This window comes from Pantoea sp. UBA4549 (assembly GCF_002387285.1).
Taxonomy (GTDB): domain Bacteria; phylum Pseudomonadota; class Gammaproteobacteria; order Enterobacterales; family Enterobacteriaceae; genus Pantoea; species Pantoea borealis.
Genome location: NZ_DGLH01000015.1, coordinates 169,333 through 193,776, shown reverse-complemented (window position 1 = coordinate 193,776; position 24,444 = coordinate 169,333). Strand labels below are relative to the sequence as shown.

Annotated in this window: 23 protein-coding genes and 1 tRNA gene; 12 read left to right on the top strand and 12 right to left on the bottom strand. The window is 55.9% G+C overall.

What is annotated here, in order from left to right:
- Window positions 1–50: 50 nt before the first annotated feature.
- The 4 genes from fruA to B3041_RS14930 form a co-directional block, all read right to left on the bottom strand.
- Window positions 51–1,754 (bottom strand): PTS fructose transporter subunit IIBC, encoded by a 1,704-nt coding sequence (fruA, locus tag B3041_RS14945; RefSeq protein WP_065648872.1) that lies wholly within the window; start codon window positions 1,752–1,754, stop codon window positions 51–53.
- Window positions 1,755–1,773: 19 nt separating this feature from the next.
- Window positions 1,774–2,712, bottom strand: coding sequence for a 1-phosphofructokinase (gene fruK / locus B3041_RS14940; RefSeq protein ID WP_065648871.1), 939 nt, complete (start codon window positions 2,710–2,712; stop codon window positions 1,774–1,776).
- The gene (gene fruB / locus B3041_RS14935) at window positions 2,709–3,839 is read right to left on the bottom strand and encodes a fused PTS fructose transporter subunit IIA/HPr protein (RefSeq protein ID WP_065648870.1); all 1,131 of its coding nucleotides are present in this window, start codon (window positions 3,837–3,839) and stop codon (window positions 2,709–2,711) included. The genes fruK and fruB overlap by 4 nt, the downstream gene beginning before the upstream one ends.
- Before the next feature lie 274 nt (window positions 3,840–4,113).
- Window positions 4,114–4,368: a YkgJ family cysteine cluster protein gene (locus tag B3041_RS14930; protein WP_065648869.1), complete on the bottom strand. Its 255-nt coding sequence runs from the start codon at window positions 4,366–4,368 to the stop codon at window positions 4,114–4,116.
- Between the two features lie 150 nt (window positions 4,369–4,518).
- Between B3041_RS14930 and yeiP the strand changes: the two genes are divergently transcribed.
- The 5 genes from yeiP to B3041_RS14905 all read left to right on the top strand — a co-directional run bounded on the left by yeiP (window position 4,519) and on the right by B3041_RS14905 (window position 9,834).
- A complete protein-coding gene (yeiP, locus tag B3041_RS14925; RefSeq protein WP_065648868.1) occupies window positions 4,519–5,091 on the top strand; it encodes an elongation factor P-like protein YeiP in 573 nt (190 codons plus the stop codon).
- 120 nt (window positions 5,092–5,211) lie between these two features.
- Window positions 5,212–6,186, top strand: a complete 975-nt coding sequence (locus tag B3041_RS14920) for a CobW family GTP-binding protein (RefSeq protein ID WP_065648867.1) — start codon at window positions 5,212–5,214, stop codon at window positions 6,184–6,186.
- A gap of 46 nt (window positions 6,187–6,232) precedes the next feature.
- Window positions 6,233–6,940, top strand: a complete 708-nt coding sequence (locus B3041_RS14915) for a phosphatase PAP2 family protein (RefSeq protein WP_292976371.1) — start codon at window positions 6,233–6,235, stop codon at window positions 6,938–6,940.
- Between the two features lie 515 nt (window positions 6,941–7,455).
- Window positions 7,456–8,031 (top strand): bifunctional murein DD-endopeptidase/murein LD-carboxypeptidase, encoded by a 576-nt coding sequence (gene mepS / locus B3041_RS14910; RefSeq protein WP_065648865.1) that lies wholly within the window; start codon window positions 7,456–7,458, stop codon window positions 8,029–8,031.
- 210 nt (window positions 8,032–8,241) lie between these two features.
- Entirely contained in the window at window positions 8,242–9,834 is a 1,593-nt protein-coding gene (locus B3041_RS14905) for a cyclic di-GMP phosphodiesterase (protein WP_065648864.1), read from the top strand.
- 15 nt (window positions 9,835–9,849) lie between these two features.
- Here B3041_RS14905 and B3041_RS14900 read toward each other — a convergent pair whose 3' ends face one another.
- The 3 genes from B3041_RS14900 to rsuA form a co-directional block, all read right to left on the bottom strand.
- Window positions 9,850–10,176, bottom strand: coding sequence for a hypothetical protein (locus tag B3041_RS14900; RefSeq protein ID WP_065648863.1), 327 nt, complete (start codon window positions 10,174–10,176; stop codon window positions 9,850–9,852).
- A gap of 500 nt (window positions 10,177–10,676) precedes the next feature.
- On the bottom strand, window positions 10,677–11,870 hold the full coding sequence (locus B3041_RS14895; RefSeq protein WP_292976366.1) for a Bcr/CflA family multidrug efflux MFS transporter: 1,194 nt from the start codon (window positions 11,868–11,870) through the stop codon (window positions 10,677–10,679).
- 11 nt (window positions 11,871–11,881) lie between these two features.
- Entirely contained in the window at window positions 11,882–12,604 is a 723-nt protein-coding gene (gene rsuA, locus B3041_RS14890; RefSeq protein ID WP_065648861.1) for a 16S rRNA pseudouridine(516) synthase RsuA, read from the bottom strand.
- A 191-nt stretch (window positions 12,605–12,795) separates the two neighbouring features.
- On the opposite strand from rsuA, the gene B3041_RS14885 reads away from it, so the two are divergent.
- Window positions 12,796–14,550, top strand: coding sequence for a DEAD/DEAH box helicase (locus B3041_RS14885; protein WP_292976363.1), 1,755 nt, complete (start codon window positions 12,796–12,798; stop codon window positions 14,548–14,550).
- Window positions 14,551–14,680: 130 nt separating this feature from the next.
- A complete protein-coding gene (gene rplY / locus B3041_RS14880; RefSeq protein ID WP_065650440.1) occupies window positions 14,681–14,965 on the top strand; it encodes a 50S ribosomal protein L25 in 285 nt (94 codons plus the stop codon).
- 56 nt (window positions 14,966–15,021) lie between these two features.
- Here rplY and yejK read toward each other — a convergent pair whose 3' ends face one another.
- Window positions 15,022–16,026 carry a nucleoid-associated protein YejK gene (gene yejK / locus B3041_RS14875; RefSeq protein WP_292976360.1) on the bottom strand — a complete coding sequence of 335 codons (1,005 nt, stop codon included), beginning with the start codon at window positions 16,024–16,026 and terminating at the stop codon, window positions 15,022–15,024.
- 158 nt (window positions 16,027–16,184) lie between these two features.
- Here yejK and B3041_RS14870 point away from each other — a divergent pair, with 158 nt between their 5' ends.
- The 4 genes from B3041_RS14870 (at window position 16,185) to B3041_RS14855 (ending at window position 18,767) form a co-directional block, all read left to right on the top strand.
- The gene (locus B3041_RS14870; protein WP_292976357.1) at window positions 16,185–16,412 is read left to right on the top strand and encodes a YejL family protein; all 228 of its coding nucleotides are present in this window, start codon (window positions 16,185–16,187) and stop codon (window positions 16,410–16,412) included.
- Window positions 16,413–16,434: 22 nt separating this feature from the next.
- Window positions 16,435–18,186, top strand: coding sequence for an LPS biosynthesis-modulating metalloenzyme YejM (yejM, locus tag B3041_RS14865; protein ID WP_065648858.1), 1,752 nt, complete (start codon window positions 16,435–16,437; stop codon window positions 18,184–18,186).
- 72 nt (window positions 18,187–18,258) lie between these two features.
- Window positions 18,259–18,335, top strand: a tRNA-Pro gene (locus B3041_RS14860).
- A 228-nt stretch (window positions 18,336–18,563) separates the two neighbouring features.
- Window positions 18,564–18,767 carry a hypothetical protein gene (locus tag B3041_RS14855; protein WP_065648857.1) on the top strand — a complete coding sequence of 68 codons (204 nt, stop codon included), beginning with the start codon at window positions 18,564–18,566 and terminating at the stop codon, window positions 18,765–18,767.
- A gap of 70 nt (window positions 18,768–18,837) precedes the next feature.
- On the opposite strand, the gene B3041_RS14850 is transcribed toward B3041_RS14855, so the two are convergent.
- The 3 genes from B3041_RS14850 to apbE all read right to left on the bottom strand — a co-directional run bounded on the left by B3041_RS14850 (window position 18,838) and on the right by apbE (window position 22,263).
- The gene (locus tag B3041_RS14850; protein WP_065648856.1) at window positions 18,838–20,490 is read right to left on the bottom strand and encodes a multidrug ABC transporter permease/ATP-binding protein; all 1,653 of its coding nucleotides are present in this window, start codon (window positions 20,488–20,490) and stop codon (window positions 18,838–18,840) included.
- 87 nt (window positions 20,491–20,577) lie between these two features.
- Window positions 20,578–21,219: a DNA oxidative demethylase AlkB gene (gene alkB, locus B3041_RS14845; protein ID WP_292976351.1), complete on the bottom strand. Its 642-nt coding sequence runs from the start codon at window positions 21,217–21,219 to the stop codon at window positions 20,578–20,580.
- A 12-nt stretch (window positions 21,220–21,231) separates the two neighbouring features.
- Complete coding sequence (gene apbE / locus B3041_RS14840) at window positions 21,232–22,263, bottom strand: FAD:protein FMN transferase ApbE (RefSeq protein WP_065648854.1); 1,032 nt, start codon at window positions 22,261–22,263, stop codon at window positions 21,232–21,234.
- A gap of 399 nt (window positions 22,264–22,662) precedes the next feature.
- Between apbE and B3041_RS14830 the strand changes: the two genes are divergently transcribed.
- The gene (locus B3041_RS14830; protein WP_167350667.1) at window positions 22,663–22,824 is read left to right on the top strand and encodes a hypothetical protein; all 162 of its coding nucleotides are present in this window, start codon (window positions 22,663–22,665) and stop codon (window positions 22,822–22,824) included.
- Between the two features lie 104 nt (window positions 22,825–22,928).
- Here the strand turns inward: B3041_RS14830 and ompC are convergent, their stop codons facing one another.
- Complete coding sequence (gene ompC, locus B3041_RS14825; protein ID WP_292976342.1) at window positions 22,929–24,032, bottom strand: porin OmpC; 1,104 nt, start codon at window positions 24,030–24,032, stop codon at window positions 22,929–22,931.
- Between the last annotated feature and the right edge of the window lie 412 nt (window positions 24,033–24,444).

The following is a 24,444-nucleotide window of genomic DNA, read 5'->3' as shown; positions in this document are numbered from 1 at the left end:
CAGGCAATAAAAAAGGGAGCCTTAGCTCCCTTTTTTTTATGTCCGTCGGTTTACGCGGCTTTCGCCAGCTCCTCTTCCGGACGCTTCAGTACGGCGTAACCGAGACCGGCAATCGCGGTACCGATGATAATCGCCAGCAGGTAGCCCAGCACCGGGGTAATCGCCCCCGGGATCAGCAGCACAAACAGACCGCCGTGAGGTGCCATCAACTTCGCGCCAATCGCCATTGAGATAGCGCCGGTCACGGCACCGCCAATGATGCAGCACGGCAGCACGCGCATCGGATCGCGCGCCGCAAACGGAATAGCCCCTTCAGAGATAAAGCAGAGACCCAGCACCAGCGCCGCTTTACCGCCCTCCTGCTGTCCTTTGTTGAATTTGCGACGAGCAACCAGCGTGGCCACACCCATTGCCAGCGGTGGCACCATGCCCGCAGCCATAATGGCGGCCATTGGCGCATAGGTTTGCGAACTCAGCAGACCGACGCCGAAAGCATAGGCCACTTTGTTGACCGGACCGCCCATATCGGTACACATCATACCGCCGAGAATGGCACCCAGCAGCACGGCGTTCGCAGTACCCATGTTGGACAGCCAGCTGGTCAGACCGCTCATGATGCCGGCAACCGGTTTACCCACAACGTAGATCATCAGCAGGCCCGTGATCAGGCTCGCGACCAGCGGAATAATCAGTATGGGCTTCAAAGCTTCCATGCTCTGCGGCAGCTTCACTTTGCTGCTCAGCAGCTTCGCTGCGTAACCTGCAATGAAACCGGCAATGATGCCACCGAGAAAACCGGCGTTAATGCTGGTAGCAATCATCCCGCCAATCAGACCAGGCGTCAGGCCCGGGCGGTCAGCGATAGAGAAGGCGATAAAACCTGCCAGAACCGGCACCATCAGCGCAAATGCGCTGCCGCCGCCGATCTGCATCAGCGCCGCAGCCAGCGTGCCTGGCTCTTTAAACGCGGTGATCCCAAACGCGAACGACAGCGCAATGCTCAGGCCCCCTGCCACCACCATCGGCAGCATGTAGGAGACACCGGTCAGCAGGTGACGATAGGCGCCCGCTTTCTCTTTACTGTCACTCTGTGCGCTGGCGCTCTGACTGCCGGAAGGCTGATAAATTTTCGCTTCCGCCTGCGCTTTATCCAGCTCCTGCGCCGTTTTTTTCAGCGCCAGGCCGGTGGAGGTGCGATACATCGGCTTGCCGGCAAATTTTGCCAGATCGACGTCGATATCTGCGGCCACGATCACCAGATCGGCGGCAGCCACCTCTTCCGGCGTAATCGGGTTACCGGCACCCACGGAACCACGGGTTTCTACTTTCACCCACCAGCCGCGTTTTTTCGCTTCCGCGTCAATCGCTTCTGCCGCCATAAAGGTGTGTGCTACTCCGGTCGGACAGGCAGTAACAGCAACAATGCGTTTCTGTGCTGTCGCCGCAGCCGGCACCGCCGCAGCGCCTGCTGCCGGCGCGGTTGCAGGCTGCCAGCGCTGCGCGCTTGCCCGCGCCTGTGCGATCGCCGCCTGCGGATCGCGCAGCGCCTGCTGCACATCAACGCACGCCACGGATTTGCCCGCCAGCTGCGCATCTTCCGGAATATGTTCACCGGCAACCAGGATCAGTTCGGCTTCAGCGGCACTGTTGACCAGCTCCAGTCCGGCCTGTGCTGCTGCAGCGCGCAGACGTTCAGTTGCCAGATGTGCGGAGGCCAGTCCCAGTGAAGAATCTTTTATCAGCAGCGTTTTCATTATCATCGCTCTCCTGCTGTTAGTTAACGGGTTGTAAGTCGACGCGCGCCATCATCGCGGCCAACCGGGTACGATCGGCTACGCCGACGTTGCTCTGACTGACAGCCATCGCCGCCACAGCGGTAGCGAGTCGTAGCGTATGTTCGCTGGATTCACGCATCAGCAGGCCATAAATCAGGCCGCCGACCATGGAGTCACCGGCACCCACTGTGCTGACAACTTCACAGACCGGCGGTTTTGCCAGCCATTCGCCAGATGCGTTGACCCATAGCGCGCCTTCTGCGCCGAGCGAAATCACGACGTGCGCGATACCCTGCTCGCGCAGCTCATGCGCCGCGTTAATGACATCCTGCAGTTCAGGCAGTTTGCGGTTAGCCCAGATCTCCAGCTCGCGCCGGTTAGGTTTAACCAGCCACGGCGCTGCTTTCAGGCCTGCAACCAGCGCATCGCGACTGCTGTCAAAAATAATGCACGGGCAGAGCGTACGCAGATCGCTCATCCAGCGGGTAAACGCTTCAGGCGTCACACCGCCCGGCAGGCTGCCGCTGACGCAGACCATATCGAACTGGCCGAGCCAGGTCAGAGAATCTGCGGTAAAGCGCTCCCAGTCCTGTGCTGTCACCTCAAAGCCGGAGAAGTTAAGGTCAGTGACCTCGCCATCTTTTTCCGTGAGCTTTACGTTAATACGGGTACGACCCTGCACAACCTGAAAGCGGTTAGCTATCCCCAGCTCGCTGAACAGCTGCTGGAAACCATCCTGATTTTCCCGGCCCATAAAGCCACCGACAGTGACGTCGATGCCGAGATCTTTAAGCACTTTGGCTACGTTGATGCCTTTGCCTGCCGCATGCAGGCCGGTGGTTTTCACCAGATTGACTTCACCGCGCTCTATTTCCGGCGTAAAGCCTACCAGGTCATAAGCCGGGTTCAGCGTAATGGTGGCGACGCGACGGCTCATGCTGCCCCCTCACCCAGACCGGAATTAATGGCTTCTTCAATGGCCTGCATCGCCTGTGGCGCATCATCACCGCTGGCGGTAAAGCGCAGGCGATGGCCTTTCTTCACGCCCAGCGCCACCACTTTCATCAGGCTGCGACCATTAGCAGGCTTGCCGCTGCCATCGAGATTAGTCACGGTGACGTCACTGTTAAACTGTTTGATCACGCTGACCAGCGCCGTGCCCGGACGCGCATGCAGGCCATGCTCATTGCGGATGGTAAACTCTGCGGTCAGGACTTCAGCCGCTTCATCCACTTCGCTGGTGAGCAGCGCCAGTACACCGGCTGCGTCCGCTTTCAGCAGGCGTTCAGCTTTATTGTTCTGCAGCAGATTGCTCAGGTAACCCAGCACCTCCAGCGGACGCTCATCCACAGCGGCAACCGTCAGCAGCAGCGCCACGCGTTCGCCCTGCCAGTCAAACGGTGCTGCCGGGCGGCTTACCGCGACTGCGCTGCCCAGGTTGCCCTGCGCGCTGTCGTTCAGCCAGATCCCCTGCCCCAGACTCAGCGGTGTGCGGGAGATAACCTCTGTGATAAATGCCGCGTCAACTGCACCGGCAGCCTGCAGACGACCGGCATTCAGCGCCTGCAGCGTGATCAGATCGTTCGCCGCCACATCCACCGCAATCAGCGAGGTATCAAAGGTAAATTCAGCTCCCTGCTTCTCACCCATCAGCAGCGCGCGCAGATCTTCGGCGGAAGCCGATTTCAGCTGCTCTGCCACGCTGTCATCGCTTAACACATGCGTCAGCTGACGCAGCAGCGCCAGATGCTCATCTGATTTAGCGGCGATGCCGATAGCGACATAGGCGATCTGCCCTTCGCCCCACTCTACGCCCTGTGGAAACTGATAAACCTGCACGCCGGTTTTCAGCACCAGGTCACGGGTGTCGGTAGTGCCGTGTGGAATAGCAATGCCGTTGCCGAGAAAGGTGCTGGTCTGCTGTTCGCGAGCCAGCATGCCGCTGACATAGCCTTCAGCAACATTGCCTGCTGCAGTCAGCGCGGCAGCAACCTGACGAATAGCGTCTTCTTTTGTCTGTGCCGTGGCGCCGGTATGGATGGCCTGAACTTCGAGCTGGAACATATCTCTCCTCGCTTGCTGAATTGAATCGTTTCAGCTTAATGGCGAAAAAACACGCTGCATCACAGCCACTTAGCCGCAACTACAACGCTGAAACGTTTCAGGGAATATGGTACAGGCGGACCTTTGAGGCAAGAAAATGCGTAAACCAAAGAACAGATCTTTGACGCTACGCACACTTCATCGGGAAATTAAGATTTTTCGCACGCTACAGCTGATGAATGTGCTGAAGGTGAAGGCAGCCGGTTGGGCAGATTTTCAGCAGACTTACAGCATGTCAGGGTGCCGTCTCTGCTTCAAGCTGCAGCAGATAGGTCATCGCCTCTTCCCGGCTACGGCCGCACATTTCCGGTCCAGGCTGCAGGCCTGCGCAGACGGCCGGACGCAGTGGCGAACCAAACAGCTGGCAGCGCTGCTGCGCATCCAGCTGAATGCAGGGCGTATTGGCAGGCTTGCCGTGAGGCATACCCGGAATAGGCGAAGAAATTGAGGGCGCGGTGCAGCAGGCACCGCACTGGTCGCGGCATAACATGAGGCGCTCCGGCAGAGATTTCGCGGCGACAATAGCAGCCCTGCCCCCTGAAAGCTATGCGCGGATAACAATTTTACCGGGCCTCACTTGCCTGTTTTCGATCGCGCGCGTAACGTGACGCGCACCTCTCTTTTCTGAGTGAAGAACATCATGCCTAAGGCAAACGAAATCAAAAAAGGAATGGCCGTTACCTGGAACGGCAAGCTGTTGCTGGTGAAGGATATTGATGTGCAAAGTCCCAGCGCACGCGGGGCGGCAACGCTCTATAAAATGCGGTTTACCGATGTCCGTACCGGCCTCAAGGTCGAAGAGCGATTCAAAGGCGACGATATTATCGATGCCATTCAGCTGAGCCGTCGGCCGGTAACCTTTTCTTATATCGATGGCGATGAATATGTGTTTATGGATGATGAGGATTACACGCCCTATAACTTTAAGCAGGAGCAGATTGCCGAGGAGCTGCTGTTTATTCCGGAAGGCGGGATCCCCGGCATGCAGGTGCTGACAATGGAGGGTCAGGTACTGGCGCTGGAGCTACCGCAAACGGTGGATATGGTGATTGCTGATACGACGCCGGGCATCAAAGGCGCATCCGCCAGCGCGCGCACGAAACCCGCAGTGATGAGTACCGGCCTCTCGGTACAGGTACCTGAATACCTCAGCAATGGCGATCGTATTCGCATTCATGTGGCTGAACGACGCTATATGAGTCGCGCCGACTGATCGCCGCGTTGTCCGCGCCCGTCAGGTTGTTATACTATAACACTATCGGGCGCGGTCCGCGTTGCCGGCCGCGCGCTCAGTTCACTGCCTGCCAGATGCAGCAGGCCACAGGGAGAAACTATGACGCGCGTCAACCTCATTACCGGCTTTCTCGGCAGCGGCAAAACCACCACGCTGCTGCATCTGCTCGCCCATAAACCGGCCAATGAGAAATGGGCGATTCTGGTCAATGAGTTTGGCGAGGTGGGCATTGATGGTGCCCTGCTGGCCAACCGCGGCGCGGCGCTAAAAGAGATACCCGGCGGCTGCATGTGCTGCGTTAACGGCCTGCCGCTGCAGGTCGGACTCAATATGCTGCTGAAGCAGACAAAGCCCGATCGTCTGATCATCGAACCTACCGGCCTCGGCCATCCCAAACAGTTACTTAGCATGCTTCGCGCTGCGGTGTATCAGCCGTGGATAACAGTGGATGCGACGCTGACCCTGCTCGATCCACGCCAGCTTGCCGATGCGCGCGTGGCCGCAAACGAAAATTTTCGCGATCAGCTCGCTGCCGCTGACATTATTGTCGCCAGTAAAAGCGATCGGTGGCAGCCGGAAGATCGCCAGCGTCTGGCGGACTGGCAGCGGGATAACCTGGGTGACCGCCTGCTGACAGAAACCGCATGGGGTAAAATCGACCCGGCCCTGCTGACACAGCCGGCACAGATTGATCGCCCGCTTCCTGACGCGGTCCATCATCCCCACAGCTCGCGCCAGCAGGGTCTGGCGGCGCTGAAACTGGAGGGTCAGGCGCGCTGGCGGCGTGCGTTAAACGAAGGTCAGGGCTATGCTTCCTGCGGCTGGATTTTCGATGAAGAGACACAGTTTGATACCATTCCGCTTCTGGAGTGGGCGCGACATGCGCCGGTTGATCGCGTAAAAGGCGTGCTGCGTACGCCGGATGGTCTGGTGAACGTGAACCGACAGGGTGACGATCTGTTTATTGAAACCCGCCCGGTTACCCCGCCTGACAGCCGTATTGAACTGATCCATCATCAGCCAGCCGACTGGAATGCGCTGCAGACCTCGCTGTTGAAGATTCGTTTAAATTAATTGCGCTAGGTTTGCCTGTTATTTTACTTTTTGGGTGTCACTTTTTATGCGCGCAACACGTCTTGTCACTATCCTGCTGCTGAATGTACTGGGTGTGATGCTGTTTCTCTCCTGGTACCTGCCCGCTAATCACGGTTTCTGGTTCGCTGTCGATAAAGGGATCTTTTTTAGCTTTAACGATCTGATGGTCGATCACCACGCGTTTGCCGTGCTGGTAGCGATAACCAACTATCGCGGGTTTGATGCGGTTTCCCTGCTGGCGATGGGGCTGCTTTACCTCGCGTTCTGGCGACGCGAAACGCCGGAAGGACGCCGGCGCATGCTGGCTATCGGGATCACCATGCTGCTGACGGCCGTTGTATTAAATCAGCTGGGCCATCTGCTGCCGGTGAAACATGCCAGCCCGACGCTGTATTTTGATAATGTTCATCGCGTCAGCGAACTCACCGGCATTCCCGCAAAAGATGCCTCGCGCGATAGCTTTCCTGGCGACCACGGCATGATGCTGATTATTTTTGCCTGCTTTATGTGGCGCTATTTTGGCTTCCGGGCATTTTTAACCGGCGTGCTGATTGTGGTGCTGTTTGCTCTGCCGCGCATAATGGCCGGTGCCCACTGGTTTACCGATATTGCCGTGGGTTCGCTGTCGGTAATATTAGCTGGCTTAAGCTGGTGGCTATTAACGCCCGCCAGCGACAAACTGGTGACGTGGCTATATCGCACGCTGCCTGGCAAATATAAGCCACGCGCGTAATTGTTTAGCGCAGGTAACCGGAGAGCAAAAAGTGACCCGCCTGCGCTTATTTAATGCTTTAAAAAACTATTAGCGACCTAACAGTTTGCCATCAAAAGAAAACATGATGGCAAACAAGCCTTAACATTTTCTCTTGTTATCCCCTGTCCAGTCAGAACCCGCTGAAAATCAGCATTAACGCCGGAATTGCCCGCTTAAGCGGCGGCTTATTTGCGCATTAATTACGCCCACCTGGTGATAAAGTAGCCGTTCAGTGAATGTTTTAATTTACATCAAAAAAACCTATAGAAATTTATATAAAACCACTCGCCACGCGGTCTGTAATCAGTTAACCTCAAGCTCGATTACCCTGGTGCAGCATAAAATGTGGTGGCAAACCGAGCGAAAAATGTGTCCATTAACACATTTTAGTAATTAAGGATTTGTCTTAGACCGCGGTACTTATTAATCTCAACCCGTTTTGTCATCTGGCTGGCGACATTCTGTCGTAAGGACATCGAAGGAACACACGTATAATGGTCAAGTCTCAACCAATTCTGAGATACCTCAGGCGGATTATTCCCGCGGTAGTATTAGCCACACTTTTATCAGCATGTAGTAGCAGCCATAACGGCCAGAATGCGAAAAACGAGAATCATGAAGTTAACAACCACAATGGTTTTTTACTTCAGGCGTCTCAGGACGAATTTGAACAAATGGTGCAGAATGTGGACATCAAGTCCCGCATCATGGAACAGTACAGCGACTGGAAAGGTGTCCGCTATCGCTTAGGCGGTGATACCAAACGTGGCATCGACTGTTCTGCTTTTGTTCAGCGCACCTTTCGCGACCAGTTTGGCCTGGAGCTGCCCCGCTCAACGTATGAGCAGCAGGACACGGGCAAAGGGATTTCACGCGGTAAACTGCGTCCGGGTGATTTAGTGCTGTTCCGTGCCGGCTCTACCGGACGACACGTTGGCATTTATCTGGGCAATGATAATTTTGTTCATGCCTCTACCAGTAGCGGCGTAATGATTTCAAATCTTAATGACAGCTACTGGAAGACACGCTACCGCGAAGCACGACGGGTTCTGGCTAAAAATCCAAGCTGATCCCTTTTCTCCGATGATTCTCTCAGCCAGAGAAAACAGAAACGCTGCCCCGGCAGCGTTTTTTTATTGCGGATAGATACCCCGCTAAAATCCGGTTGGTAATCAGAAATATAACAAGACTTTCTTTGCATCCTCGTTATATTCTCACTGCCTATCCAGTGCAGCCGTATACGGTTTTACTTACATGGCAATATCAGGAACATTGACACCATGCCTCTGTCGCGGACGCTGAAACCGCACGCTACGCATACGCGCCGTCTGTTCCGGAAGAGTGCGCTGGCAGGTATGGTTTCGTTTATTCTTTTCATCAGCATCCTGCTGTCGCTGACCTGGCATAAACGCCAGCAGCAGCATGAGCTGCTGCTGCAACACAGCGTGGACGACCTGCAGCAGATGCTGTCAGCGCTGACCGATACGCTGCGTCCGCTACAGCAGTATACGCTGCTGGATTGCAACAGCGTCAGCCGTGAGCTCACCTCACGTGCTGCCTTTGCAGATAATATCCGCGCGATTCTGCTGGTGCGGGACGGCCTCGCCTATTGCTCATCGGCCACCGGCGCCTTCAGACTGCCTGCCAGTGAGATTTCACCCGCCACCGACCTGGAAAGCGATCGCGATTTACGGCTGCTGCCGGGCACCCCGCTGCTGCCGTCGCGCCCGGCGCTGGCGCTGTGGCTCAAATATCCCGGCAGCGCTGAGAGCGGCATTATGACAACGATTAACCTCTCCCTTGCGCCCTATCAGCTGCTCGCCTCTTATTACCCTGAAATCACCGGCATGGCGCTGGTTATTGGCAATGATGCGCTGAAGAGTGACGTCAGCCACACTATTCCGCGCCGCGACCTGCCAGCCGGACTGGCTACCCTTGCACTGCCTCAGAGTGATATTCGTTTTGTTCTTTATGGCAGCACGCTGGCAATGCGCGACTATCAAATGACGCTGCTGACGGGCGTGCTGTTTGCGCTGATGATCGGCTGCCTGACCGGCGTGCTGCTTAACCGCCGCCAGCGTCCGGCGCGCGAGATCATGCTGGCCATCAGGCGCGGGCAGTTCTATGTCGAATACCAGCCGTTAATTACGGCGCATAACGAACAACCTTATGGCGTGGAAGCCCTGCTGCGCTGGGCACATCCCATCGAAGGCGCGATCCCGCCCGATGTATTTATCAGCTATGCCGAAGCGCAAAACCTGATTATTCCGCTGACCCGGCATCTGTTTCACCTGGTGGCGCGCGACGCGCACACCCTTAGCCAGCAGCTGCCGCGCGGTACGCGTCTGAGCCTTAACCTCTCACCTCTGCATCTGGCAGCCGACAGTTTCCGTCACGACGTGCGGACATGGCTGGCCGGAATGCCGGCAGATCACTTCAGCTATGTGTTTGAGATCACTGAACGCACTATGGTGAGAGAAACGAATGCCGGAGAGGTGTTTGCCTGGCTGCATGCTAACCAGTTCAGCATTGCCATTGATGATTTCGGAACCGGACATAGCGCCCTGATCTATCTGGAAAAGTATCCTTTTGACTATCTGAAAATCGATCGGGGATTTGTTCAGAGTATCGGCACGGAGACGCTGACCTCTCCGGTACTGGACGCAGTGCTGCTGCTGGCTAAGAAGCTCAATCTGAAAACGGTGGCTGAAGGCGTGGAGACCCGCGAGCAGGCCAGCTGGCTGGTCAGCCGTGGCGTGACGCACCTGCAGGGGTATCTGTTCAGCAGGCCGCTGCGGCCGGAAAAGTTAGTCAGCTACTATCAAAACTTTCCGCATTTCGGGTATGGCGATATAAATACGCTTACCGGCTAAGCTGAAGCACGGCTGTCAGCGGCCGGTAAAATCTTCTGCAATCGCCACGCCCTGATTTTTCAGGCAGCAGCTGGCGGCACTTTCGTTAATCCGCTGGATCAGCAGACAGGGATGCCCTTCACAACGGGCGATTTTGCACTCTACCTGGATTTGCGCCAGCGTTTCGCGCAGCTGATGCAGAATATCCAGCGCCAGCGACCCTTCATGGCTCAGCAGTCTCAGCGCAACCAGATCTTCATCATTAATGCCGCTGGTGGTTTCCAGCAGTTCAATCTCGCCTATCTGATCTGCAGACCAGCGATAAAGCTGTGGCAGACGATGCACAACAGAGAGTTGCAGCATAGGGTTCCCCAAAGATATTGATCCTGTTTCCCGCCAGAGCCCGCATGCTCATAGCCGGAAATCCCACCTCAAATCAAAAAACGGATGTCAGTGATGACCTTCGCGTTTTAAATACAAAACCATCGAAAAAAAGCGTTATTTGCGAGCGTTCTCGCAGTCAGGCCTATGTTTACCGCGATCGTCAGATACAGACAACCAGTTTATACGCATTAACGTTACTTTTTTGTCTAAAAATTTTCACATCATGGAAACATTAAGCATAACGAATAGCTGGCGATTCGCGAGCCGCGTTCTCTTTTTTTGCCTGAGAGGGGAAATATGCCGGGCGCGTATGAATATGCCAGGGCCGCATGAATACGCCAGGGCCGCATAAATGCGGCCCCTACAGGGGGCAGAGCACCACCTATATGCGGCCCGGGAGCGGAAACCAGCATTTGCGGCCCGGAGGGGATAGAGCACCACATAAATGTAGGGGCCGCATTTATGCGGCCCTTGAGGGATTAGGTGGTTTTGCGCGGGCGGGCAGCGTAGCTAAACAGGATCAGGGAAAGGGTGGCGCACAGTGCAATTGTTGCCACCATTGGCCATGCGCTGTTCATGCTGACCAGCGACAGCAGCGCACCCACCAGGCCGCCGATGCCAAAGCGCAGCGTGCCTGCCAGCGACGAGGCGGTTCCCGCCATGTGCGGAAACTCATCGAGTACAATTGCCATGGCGTTAGAGGAGACGATAGAAACACAGCCGATAAACATCGCTACGCCCAGCACCAGCGGCAGAAAGCCGAGCTGCAGCGCGCTGACAATCAGCAGCCAGAGGCCCATGGCAAACTGAATGGTCAGTCCCAGGCGAAACATCTTCAGCGGGCCAAAACGGCGCACCGCACGGCTGTTAATCAGCGTCATCACAAAAAGAAAGATGATATTCAGGCCGAAATAGTAGCCAAAATCCTGCGGCGAGACGTGATTGACTTCGATATAAACAAAGGGACCGGCGTTGAGAAACGCAAATAAACCGGCAAACGAGAAGCCGCTGGCCAGCATATAGCCGAACACCCGCTTATGGCGTACCAGCGCTACAAAATTGCCCAGCATGGTACGCAGATGAAAGCGCTGACGCTGTTCCGGCTTCAGCGTCTCACGCACCTGTGTCACCACCAGCACGGTGGTGATCAGCGCGGCAATCGCCAGCGCCCAGAAGATTGCGTGCCAGCTCCAGATAAGCAGCAGCCACCCACCCAGCACCGGTGCCACCAGCGGTGCGATGGTCGTGATCAGCAGCACAAACGACATCATGCGCGAAAAGTCCTCTTTTGAATAACTGTCGCGCATCAGGGCGTTAATAACCACGCTGGCAGCAGCAGCAGAGAGACCATGCAGAAAGCGCATCAGGATCAGCTGATCAATAGAGCCGGAGAGTGCGCAGGCGGCGGCGGCACAGGCGAAAATCAGCGTGCCCAGCACAATGACCGGCTTGCGGCCATAGCTGTCGGCCAGCGGACCATACACCAGCTGCCCGATAGCAAATCCCAGAATGTAGAGATTCAGCGTCATCTGCACGCTGCCCGCGGACACGGCAAACTCGCGGGCAATCTGCGGCATAGCGGGCAGATACATATCAATGGAGAGCGGCATCAGCATCGCCAGCAATCCCAGAATCACCACTAATCCCGCCGGGGAGTTTTTCTCCTTGCGCACCCTTTACTCCGTTATTTGTGCTGTTTCAGTTCGTCTGGCAGCCCGATGCTGTCAATCTCTTCCGGGGTCAGTGCGCGATATTCGCCCTCTTCCAGCGCCTCATCCAGTACAATCGTGCCGATGCTCTCACGATGGAGCGCAACCACATGATTTCCCATCGCGGCAAACATGCGCTTCACCTGGTGATAACGGCCTTCGCCGATCGTCAGTCGCGCTGCTTTCTCATCGAGGATCTCCAGCCGGGCAGGCCTGGTCAGCGTCTTCTCATTGTGCAGCTGGATACCGGCAGCAAATGTTTCCACCAGCGCCGGATCGAGTGGCGCTTCCACCTCTACCAGATAGGTTTTCTCTAAATGATGACGCGGCGAGGTGATGCGATGCGACCACTGACCATCATCCGTCAGCAGCACCAGACCGGTGGTATCAATATCGAGTCGCCCGGCGGCGTGCAGCTTATAAGCTGACGGCTCCTCAATAAAATAGAGGATAGTGGGATGATCGGGATCGTCTGTAGAGCAGACATAGCCCTGCGGCTTGTTCAGCATAAAGTAGCGCGGTCCCTGCTGAACCACCAGCGGGTTGCCATCATAGGCAATATCATCTTCCGGCATCACTTTGTACGAGGTATCGCGCACAATTTCGCCATTGATGGTGATCTTTCTGGCGCGAATTTCGCGGCCAGCGATAGCACGGCTAACTTCCAGTTGCTGAGATATGAATTTGTCGAGTCGCATGAATTCGCTTTGCCTGTTACTGCGGGGGAAAAACTGAAACGGTGCCTGTGCACGGAATACGTCCGCCGGGTTAACCGTTAAAAAAGTGCGGGCAGTATAGCCTGAAGCTTTGCCTGCTAATAGTGCCGATCCTGCGTTTCATCCGCTTACATGGCATAATATGCCTCTGATCCAGAAAAAAGTTTATGCTGATGGCCTTTACACTTCGTCCCTATCAACAGGAAGCGGTTGATGCAACCGTCGCACACTTCCGGCGCCATACCACGCCGGCAATGATTGTGCTGCCCACCGGTGCCGGTAAAAGCCTGGTGATTGCTGAACTGGCGCGGCTGGCGCGTGGCCGGGTGCTGGTGCTGGCGCACGTCAAAGAGCTGGTCGAGCAGAACCACAGCAAGTATCAGGCTTACGGGCTGGAGGCGGATATTTTTGCGGCCGGCCTGCAGCGCAGGCAGAGCGACGGCAAAGTGGTCTTTGGCAGCGTACAGTCCGTGGCGCGTAATCTTGATCGCTTCGACAGCGCATTTTCACTGGTGATTGTCGATGAGTGTCATCGCATCAGCGACAATGAGGAAAGCCAGTATCAGCAGCTGTTCAGCCACCTGCGCCAGCATAATCCGCAGCTGCGCCTGCTGGGGCTGACCGCGACGCCGTTCCGGCTGGGTAAAGGCTGGATCTATCAGTTCCACTATCACGGCATGGTACGCGGCGATGAAAAAGCGCTGTTTCGCGACTGCATCTACGAGTTGCCGTTGCGCTATATGATCAAACACGGTTTTCTGGTGCCGCCGGAACGTCTTGATATGCCGGTGGTACAGTACGATTTCAGCCGGCTGGTGCCGCAGAACAGCGGCCTGTTCAGCGAAGCCGATCTCAACCGTGAACTGAAACAGCAGCAGCGCGTCACGCCACAGATTATCCGCCAGATCGTTGAGTTTGCCGACGATCGGCGCGGCGTAATGATTTTCGCCGCCACGGTTGAACACGCGCGTGAGATATTATCATTGCTGCCGGAGAACAGTGCCCTGGTATCGGCCGAAACCGCGGTTAAAGAGCGCGACCGGCTGATTCAGCAGTTTAAAGCGCAGCAGCTGAAGTTTCTGGTTAACGTGGCGGTTCTGACCACCGGTTTTGATGCGCCACACGTGGATCTCATCGCGATTCTGCGCCCGACTGAATCCGTCAGCCTCTATCAGCAGATAGTCGGACGCGGACTGCGCCTGGCGCCGGATAAACGCGACTGCCTGATCCTCGACTACGCCGGTAATCCGCACGATCTCTTTACGCCGGAAGTGGGTGCGCCAAAAGGCGCCAGTGACAATCAACCGGTGCAGGTGTTCTGCCCCGCCTGCGGGTTTGCTAATACCTTCTGGGGCAAAGCCACTGAAGACGGACAGGTGATTGAACATTTTGGCCGCCGCTGCCAGGGCGTTCTGGAGGATGATGAAGGCGGACGTGAGCAGTGCGATTTTCGCTTTCGCTTTAAAAGCTGCCCTGACTGCGGCGCTGAAAATGATATCGCCGCACGGCGCTGCCAGCAGTGCGACAAAATATTAGTCGACCCCGATGACATGCTGAAAGCGGCGCTGAAGCTGAAAGATGCGCGGGTGCTGCGCTGCAGCGGTATGACGCTGGCGCATGGCCGTGATGACAAGGGAGAATGGCTGAAAGCCACCTATTACGATGAGGATGGCAGCGACGTCAGCGAACGCTTCCGGCTGCAGACACCCGCACAGCGGAAGGCGTTTGAGCAGCTGTTTATGCGGCCGCATCAGCGCGCGCCCGGCGTGGAGCTGGGCTGGCAGCAGGCGGCCGATGTGGTCGCGCTGCAGCCGCTGCTGCGTCATCCTGACTTCGTGGTAGCGCGTGCCCGGGGACAGTTCTGGCAGGTGCGGGAGAAAGTGTTTGATTACCAGGGGCGCTTCCGCCGCGCCAATGAGCTGCGCTAGATGGCAGAATCATTTGCCCCCCTGCCCCGATCCGGCTATAATCCCGCCCGCTTTTGCATCCGCACAAGCGTTTGAATAACCGTCCTGTTGCTGGGTCGCCTGTAGCAGGAATTATTGAAGAGAAATAATGATGTTCACTATCAACGCAGAAGTACGTAAAGAGCAGGGTAAGGGTGCGAGCCGCCGCCTGCGCACAGCTAACAAGTTCCCGGCTATCATCTATGGCGGAAATGAAGCTGCAGTTTCTATCGAACTGGATCACGACTCCGTGATGAACATGCAGGTTAAGCCTGAGTTCTACACCGATGTGCTGACGCTGGTTGTTGACGGTAAAGAAACGAAGGTTAAAGTTCAGGCTGTTCAGCGTCACCCGTTCAAGCCAAAACTGCACCACATCGACTTCGTTCGCGCGTAATCGCAGACGACATCGGGAAAAACGCCGCTTTTGCGGCGTTTTTTTATGCCGGTGATTTACTTCCCGCCGGTACGACGCTGCAGCTGATCGCGCAAATTAGGCGGTGTGCCTTTAATCGTCAGGGTATCGGTTGCCGGATCCCAGAAGATACGCTCGCCAAGCAGCAGCGCATCAAAATTCAGCGTTAACCCGCCACCGCTGCCGGAAAATTTAGTCAGCTGGCGCAGCGTGCTGCGGTCAGCCGGAAAGTGCTCCTCCAGCTCATAACCCTGCTCCTGCGTAAACGCCTGAAAGCTTTTCTCACCCAGAGGTGGTAACTCCTGTGAGAGATCGTCCAGCGCAATCTCCTCACCCGCCTGCAGCTGTTCGTTACAGTAGCTGTAAACCTGCTGACGATAGTTCTGCCGCTCGTTCTTATCCAGATTTGACTCAGCGCAGTAATCATCGACCGCCTGCAGCAGGCCGCGGTTCTGCGCCTTAGTGTCGAGGCCCACGCTGGCGCCGAGAAAATCCATAAAGAAGTCAGCAACCTTGCGTCCGACGCGTCCCCGCAGAAAAGTAAGATAGCGCGTTGATTCCGGGTTGGTTTCCCACTCGGTAAGATCGATGCGCGCCACAATATCGGCGTGATTGATGTCGAGATAGTGCGTGCTGCTGATATCCAGCTGTTCATTAACGCGCATGCTGGACTGACTGTTCAGCACCGCAACCAGCAGATACTCTACCGCCAGATAGCGGTAGTGCATAAACAGCACCACGCCACCGTCAGCAAACGGGTATTTACTCAGCTCATCGCGGAGACGGCCGGTGGCAGCCCGGCTGAATGCCAGGAAGTCATCCTGCCCGCGACGACAGTTGCGCAGCGCGTCGGCCAGTTCGCTGTCTTCATTAAACAGACCATAGGCTTTGCTTTTAGCACTGTAAACGCGATGCAGCTCTTCAGCCATGCTGCTTACCGCCTGCGTAACCGGCAGCAGCGTATCGCGCAGTACCAGCTCCAGCTGGTTCTCGTCGCGTTTGATTAACTGATGCAGGGCAATCTGGTCAATATCCAGACTCATGATAGACTCTCCTTTAAACTCAGGGGCGTATTCAATCACCGCCCGCCGCCGCTTTCAACTGCGCGCACAAACTGATCGCTCTGCCTGCGATAAAAGTGCGGAAAAAAGCACATGGTTACGGTACTATACCGGCTTTTCACACTTGATTAGTCGACGATATGCCACAATCATCCCGTTATAGCGACGAGCGCGTTGAGCTGCTTCTCGCACAGCTGGCGCAGGTTCTTGAAAAAGACAAAGCGCCTCTCGATCTTTCCCTGATGGTTCTGGGAAACATGGTCACCAATTTGATCAACTCCGATATCGCACCAGCCCAGCGCCGCAGCCTGGCCCGGTCATTTGCGGAAGCGTTGCAGTCTTCCGTGCGCGATGATAATGCTCATTAATTTGCAGATCTGATCCCTATATATGGTAACCAACCGGCAGCGCTACCGTGAAAAAGTCTCCCAGATGATTAGCTGGGGGCACTGGTTCGCGCTGTTTAATATCCTCTTTGCGCTGGCTCTCGGCAGCCGCTACCTGTTGGTCGCTGACTGGCCCTCCTCACTGGCGGGCCGGATTTACGCTTTTACCAGCTGGATGGGGCATTTCAGCTTTATCGTTTTTGCCGCCTATCTGCTGATCATCTTCCCGCTTACCTTTGTGGTGATGTCGCAGCGTCTGCTGCGGGTACTCTCCGCGATCGTTGCCACCGCCGGGCTGACGCTGATCATGGTCGACGGCGCCGTGTTCAACCGCTTTCACCTCCACCTTAATCCGGTGGTCTGGGAGCTGGTGGTTAACCCCGATCAAAGTGAGATGGCGCGTGACTGGCAGCTGATGTTTATCAGCGTGCCGGGCATTTTTCTGGTGGAGATGCTGTTTGCCACCTGGAGCTGGCAAAAACTGCGCAGTCTTAACCGGCGCTCATTTGGCAAGCCGCTCGCTGCGCTGTTTATCAGCGCCTTTTTTGCCAGTCATCTGCTCTACATCTGGGCCGATGCGAATTTCTACCGCCCTGTCACCATGCAGCGCGCCAATCTGCCGCTCTCTTATCCCATGACGGCACGCCGCTTTCTGGAGCGTCACGGTCTGCTGGATGCACAGGAGTATCAGCGCCGTCTGGTGCAGCAGGGCGATCCTGAAGCGCTGTCGGTGCAGTATCCGCTAAGTGATATTAGCTTCCGTGATGGCGGAACGGGTCACAATCTGCTGGTGCTGACCATTGATGGCGTAAATAACGCCACTATGGACAGCGCGCTGCCATCGCTGAAGCAGTTCGCTGCAGAGAATGTCCGTTTTACCCGGCACTACAGCGCCGGCGTACAGCCGGAAAAAGGCGTGTTTGGCCTGTTTTACGGCATCTCTTCCAGCTATATGGATGGCGTGCTGGCATCGCGCATTCCGTCGGCGCTGCTGAACGCACTGAACGCACAGGGCTACCAGTTTGGCCTGTTCTCCTCCGATGGCTTTAATCAGCCGCTCTACCGTCAGGCACTGCTGGCGGACTATACGTTGCCGGAAGCGACGTCGCAGCCTAACAGCCAGACCGTCTCACAGTGGCAAAACTGGCTCAATGGTCAGAAAAGCAGCCGCTCTCCCTGGTTTTCCTGGGTAGCGCTGAACGGTATAACGGCCAGCGGCGACAGCACGAAAGCGCGTCAGCGCAGCTATATGCGCCAGGCGGGCAGCGTGGATGAGCAGATTGCTGCAGTACTGACCACGTTGCAGCAGCGCGACCTGCTGAAAAATACGGTGGTGGTGATCACTGCCCAGCGTGCGGTAACCTTTAATAACAGCGATAACCCGGGCAACCGTGCGATGCTGCAGATTCCGCTGGTGGTGCACTGGCCCAACACGCCTGCACAGACGATCGATCGCCTGACCGATCAGCAGGATGTGATGGCAACGCTGATGCAGCGTCTGCTGCACGTGCGCACCAGCCCGGTCAGCTATTCGCAGGGTGAAGATCTGTTCGCCGCTCAGCGCAGCCATAACTGGGTAGCCAGCAGTGAAGATGGCAAACTGGTGATCACCACGCCATCGGTAACGCTGATGCTGAATAACAGCGGCAGCTATACCGCATGGGATGCCAGCGGTCGCGAGCTGAAAGATCATAAGCCGCAGCTGGCGCTGCTGCTGCAGGTGCTGACGGAAGAGAAGCGCTTTACGGCAAACTGATTAAATATGAGGCAGTTAACGCTGGCGCATCTTGCAATCGTCTGGGGAATCAGTAGTATGGTTTTCCACGTTCGGCACGTAGCGCAGCCTGGTAGCGCACTGTCATGGGGTGTCAGGGGTCGGAGGTTCAAATCCTCTCGTGCCGACCAAATTATCCCGTAAAAAAGCAGCCTTCATGGCTGCTTTTTTATTGCCTGTCCGGCGCACTATCGATACGTACCCTTTTTTTCTCAAACTCTCATTTTTCAGCCAGTTGCCTCTGCAACTGAGCGCGATCACATTTTGCGCCTGTCATGGTGTGCTTTCATCAAAACGCAACAAAAGTGTCATGAACATCCCCTACTCTGATGCTCTCTTTTATTTGACGGGAATCGATTATGGTCATCAAAGCAAAAAGCCTGCAGGATGCAGAAGACCTTCTGTATTCAGGCATCAGCAAAGTAGAACTGGCCTATGACATCGGCAGCGACGACTTCTTTCGTCTGGCAACGCACTGGTGCGATCGCGGTGCCCGTATTACCCGCGGCCATCAGCATTTTGTTGTACAGCTGAAAAGCTTTGCCATCCCGCCCAATCACTGACGCTGCCGCGTTCCGCCAGCCGCCTGTAACCGGCTCAATGGCCGGTTATGACTGATGTATTAGCGTTACGTTAACGACCGGTATCCGTTCGCTCAACCGCATCGAGCGTGGCCATATCGCGCTCGCGGCCGCTGAGTTCCACCAGCTGCCCGTTGCGCATCTCCAGCAGCCGATCGGCGTGAGTAAAGTAGTGATCGTCATGACTGATGGCAAACACCGTTTTACCTGACGCCTGCAGCCAGGGCAGCAGCTCGCGGTAAAAGATTCGGCGGAAATGCGGATCCTGGTCGGCGGCCCATTCGTCCAGCAGCAGAATATCCCGCTCTTCCGCGGCGGCCAGCAGCAGCGCCAGGCGCTTGCTCTGCCCTTTCGACAGCTGCAGATTCAGCACCCGGTTGCCATCAAGCTGCAGTTTCTCGCTCATTTTCAGCCGCTCCAGCCAGCGCTGAACCAGGGCCGGATCGGCCGGCTCACCGCCGTGGCCAATCAGACGGTCAAACAGATGCACATCGGTAAATACCGCTGAAAAGTGCTGCCGCCACAGATCGGGTTGCTTACTGCTTATCTCTTTACCATCCAGCAGCAGGCTGCCAGCGTGTGGCTGATAGAGGCCGGTCAGCAGCATCGCCAGCGTGGATTTACCGCTGCCGTTACCGCCAATAAGAAACAGCAGTTCGCCACGCCGCAGCGTCAGGTTGACCGGGCCCACCGCAAATCCCTGTTCGCCGTAATGGAAACAGACGTCGCGCAGCTCCAGCGTTTGCCACGTGCTGACTGGCGACGGGACGCTGAAGGCAGGCTCATAAGGTGCCAGGTCGAAGCGGTTGAGTTTGCGAAACGCCACCTGAGCGCTGAGCAGCGTTGGCAGCGCCCCCACGGCAGAGAGCAGCGGCGTGCGCAGAAACAGCAGCGTCAGTGAATAAGTTGCCGCCACGGCGGTGTTCGCCCAGCCAAGACCGTTTGCCATAAAAAACACAATACCGATGCCGCCCAGCATCATGATGTTAGACCAGTTAACGGCGCTGAGATGGAAGGTGTCGGCGCGCACAATATGGTGGCGATAGCGGCCCGCATTCTCCTGATAAACCGTGTCATAAATCAGCCGCGCCCGATCGCGGTTAAGCTGCAGCTCTTTACGCCCTTCGATAATGGTCTGGAAATCACGATAGAGATCGTCTTCGATATCACGCAGCTTTGCCATATGCTGATAGACGCGCGAAACCAGCAGCCAGCCGCCCACCAGCGTGATGGTCAGCCACAGCATGGTCACCAGCAGCATTTCCGGGGAGAGCCACGCGAGATAAAGCGCCGAACCCAGGGTGATAATAATGCCCTGAATCAGCTCCGGCAGCCGGACAAACGCGATGGTAATGGCACGCACATCGCTGGTCAGCCCCGCCAGCAGCTGAGCGCTGCCCAGCTGTTCAATGCGCTCAACGCTGGTATCGAGGATACGCTTGATAAATTCGCCCCGCAGCCGCCAGACAAAATGGTGTCCCAGTTGCGTCAGCGCCAGCTGTGAAGCGAGCGTGACCGCCATCAGCAGAAACAGCTGACCGAGAAACGCCGGCAGCACCGTTGCGTCACTGTTGATCGCCACAATCAGCTCATTGTTGATATAGGCGATGAGGCCTATTCCGAGTGCGGCACTCAGCAGCGTAAGAAGGAGCACGCCGGTAAACGGCCAGCGATACTGACGAAAAACCACCTGAAGCAATGCCATCACTCTGTTCCAAAGGTCAAAAAAATGCTGCCTGCAGTTTAATGACCCCTCAGATGATAGCAAGAATAATTCTCATTCCCTGTTGCATCAGTGTGCCCGGCGAAAGGTCAGATTATAGCGAACGGTACCCGCCTCAGGATGTATACCGGGTTTGAGCGGCAGAATACCGTGATAGCGCAGCCGCGACGGGCCACCCCATACCACAATATCGCCATGCTCCAGCAGCACGCGCTGCGTGGCGTCACCGCGCGCAAACCCGCCAAACTGAAAGACCGCCGGCAGCCCCAGCGAAACAGAGACGATCGGCTGATGCAAATCGCGCTCATCTTTGTCCTGATGCAGCGACATTTTTGCACCTGGCGCATAGCGGTTGATCAGGCAGGCATCCGGCGTAAAGTGACTGAAACCCGCCTCCTGTGCGCACTGCTGCGCCAGCTCACGAAACAGCGGCGGCATCGCAGGCCAGCGCTGGCCATTGCTGACATCCTGTTCACTGTAGCGGTAGCCGCGCGCGTCACTGAACCAGCCCACATCACCGCAGTTGGTCATCGCCACGGACATACGGTAGCCCCCTGGCGTAATACGGTGCGTGAACGGATGCTGCGCCGCAATCGTTTCAATTGCTGCCAGTAGCGCGGGTGCATCAGCACGGGCGCGGCGGCGCAGAATGACCGCCCCCTCCGCCAGCGGCTCCTGCCACGGCGCTTCATCGCTAAACAGATCCAGCATTATTGCCTCCGGTTACGATTTATCGATAAGAAATGCCCTGAACCGGGGGGACATCCAGTGGCTGAAGCCGTCACCCTCTTTGGTGATCAGATAAACAGCCAGATGCTCTTTCAGCGCCAGCGCTTTTGCGCGTTCGGTGCCCAGCACCATCAGTCCGGTATCCCAGCCATCCGCTTCCAGCGCCGTTGTGGCAATCACCGTCGCAGAAACCAGCTTATGCTGAATGGGCCGCCCGGTTGCGGGATCGATGACGTGCGAAATGCGTTTGCCATCCAGTTCATAATAGTTGCGATAGCTGCCGGAGGTGCTGATGCCGTGCCCCTGCAGGTCAACGCGCGCCTCAACCGCGTTTTCGCGATCGGTGGGTTTCTGAATAGCCACCCGCCACGGCTGCTGGCTGGCATTGCGGCCGCGACTGAGTACAGCCCCGCCGACCGATACCAGATAGTCGGTTATTCCCTGCTGTTCCATCAGTCGCGCCAGGTGATCGGTGGCATAGCCCTCCCCCATAGTGGAGAGATCCACATAAAGGCCCGGCAGATCTTTCTGCAGCCACTGCCCGCTTACGCTCTGGATCACCCGCAGATGCGCGAGGCCGGTTTCAGCTTTGGCCGCCGCGATTGCTGCCTCATCAGGCTGATGCGCCGGTTGCCCGGCAGGCCCGAAACCCCATAAGTTCACCAGCCTGCCTGCCGTGATATCCATGGCACCCGCGGTTTTGGCGCCAATGCGCAGTGAGAGAGTCACAATATCCGCCATATCTGCACTGACGGGCTGCGGCGCTGTACCCTGGTACTGATTAAAGCGCGACAGCACTGAAGTGCTTTTCCAGGTAGAGAGTTCACCGTCATCGCGATCAAGCTGCTGCTGGATGGCCTGCTGCAGCGCGCCCTTACGCTGCGGGTCGACACCGGCAAGCGTGACCCGCCAGACGGTGCCCATGGTGTTGCCCTGCAGAACCAGCGGCTCACGTTGCGGAGTGCGGTCGCAGGCCGTCAGCCCCGCCACCACCAGAGTCGTCAGCAAAATATTCCGGAAATACATCTTTTCCTCGTCTGTTACACAGAAATACAGCGTATTACAAAGCATAAGCTGCGGGTAATTTACGCTAAATCTCATTGAATTAACGCCGATCATGCTGCAGGCTTTAACACCAGGCATAATCCCTTTAAGGAGCACAGATGATGTATGTATTAATCGCCGCCCTCTCCGCCGCGCTGTTCCTGTACGGCAGTTATCGCAGCTGGCAGCACGCGCGTCAGCGTTCACTGGAAAGCTACAGCGCACGGCGACGTTAAGCCCTGCACTATTATTATCCACTCTGCACTACTTCAGGGCTGGCGCAGTGTAACAAACCCCGTTTGAGGCGTGTGACGCTGAGAGCGGCAGCATGGCATAAATGCTGCATTGTTGAGAGCAGGTTTATTCTCAGCAAGGTGCAGTATGGCGATGTCGAAAACGCAGAGTGAAAAGTGGCAGCGGTGGCTGAGCTTTTCTGCTTTTACCCTGGCAGGTATTGCGCTGGAGGGAGGTCAGCCCGCTGCAGCGGCGCAGACTGCACCGCGTCCGGCGGCAAAAGCCCGGCGCTGGCGTGGCGTACAGTAGGTCAGATGCTGAGCCCGCTAAATGCCGGCCTGCGGATAAATGCGGATATCACAGAATAAAGCAGGAAAGGTGGCGCGCAGCCCGCAGGGCGGCGCGCCAGATACTCAGAACTGGTAAACCAGACCCAGCGCCACAATGTCATCGGTATTGATACCGGCATTGTTGGTAAAGGTGTTGTCATCCAGCAGATTGATCTGATAATCCACATAGGTCGACATGTTTTTATTGAAGTAATAGGTCGCGCCCACGTCAATATATTTTTTCAGGTTCTGGCTGCCATAACCTTCAATATCTTTACCGCGTGAATTGACGTAAGCCAGTGACGGACGCAGGCCGAAGTCAAACTGATACTGCGCAACCACTTCCCAGTTGTCCGCTTTGTTTGCATAACCGAAAGCGTCAGAATCCACTGAACCAAAACGCGTTGCGTTGTAAGAGCGGGTATACATCGCAGCCAGATAAATATTGTTTGCGTCATATTTCAGGCCGCCGGTATAAGCTTCCGCTTTATCACCCTGACCCAGTACACCTGCAGCATTCTGGTTATTGGTGCGATCGGACTGGAACATCGCACCGCCCAGTGCCAGACCATTACCCAAATCATAGGTGGTGCTCAGGCCCCAGCCGTCACCGTTTTCACCCAGAACATCACGGCCAGAGGCGGATTCAGTCGGGTTGTCATTTTTGCCCTGGTACTGAACGGCAACGTTCCAGCCATCCACCAGACCAAAGAAATTATTATTACGGTAAGTTGCCATACCGTTACCGCGCTGGAACATAAAGTTGTCCGCGCCATAAGTATCGCCACCAAACTCCGGCAGGACGTCAGTCCATGCGCCAATATCATACGCAATGCCGTAGTTGCGACCGTAATCGAAAGAGCCAGCGTCACCAAAACGCAGACCGGCAAAGCCGACGCGGGTATAGCTGTCTTTGGTGCCTTCGCTCTCAGCCGTGTTCAGCGCGGCCTGGTATTCCCACTGACCGTAACCTGTCAGCTGATCGGTCACCTGAGTTTCACCTTTAAAACCAAAGCGCAGGTAAGACTGGTCACCGTCTGAGCCATCGTTGTCAGAGAAGTAGTGCAGACCATCTACTTTGCCGTAGAGGTCGAGTTTGTTGCCATCTTTATTATAGATCTCGGCTGCGCTTGCTGAACCCGCCACCAGCAGTGCCGGGATCATCAGGGAGAGAACGCGACGATTCATTTATTTACCCTCGGTTATGTGCCTTTATAGTTATGCCACTGCAAACTGAATGTTAAAAATTCAGCCGGCAAATCATTGTTGTTTTATAGTGGGCAATAATCTATCAGGAAAATGATACTAAATTTCCGAAAGTGTTTCAGTTGATTACAAATTTATTGCCACATGTAAATATCGCGGAACTAATAATCAGCACGCATTGATAAAAAATAAAGCACAAATAAACAAACGTAATTAAATTTCTTTTAATTCAACACAATGCGTTAATTTAATGCCGCACTGAATGATAAAACTTTGTTGCCGTCAGCCTCTACAATTATCAACGCTATCATCATTTATTTTATTATTATCTTCATTCACCCCGAATGAGTGTTTTACCCTGATTCCCGCCGGACATATTTGTCCGGCATTTTTT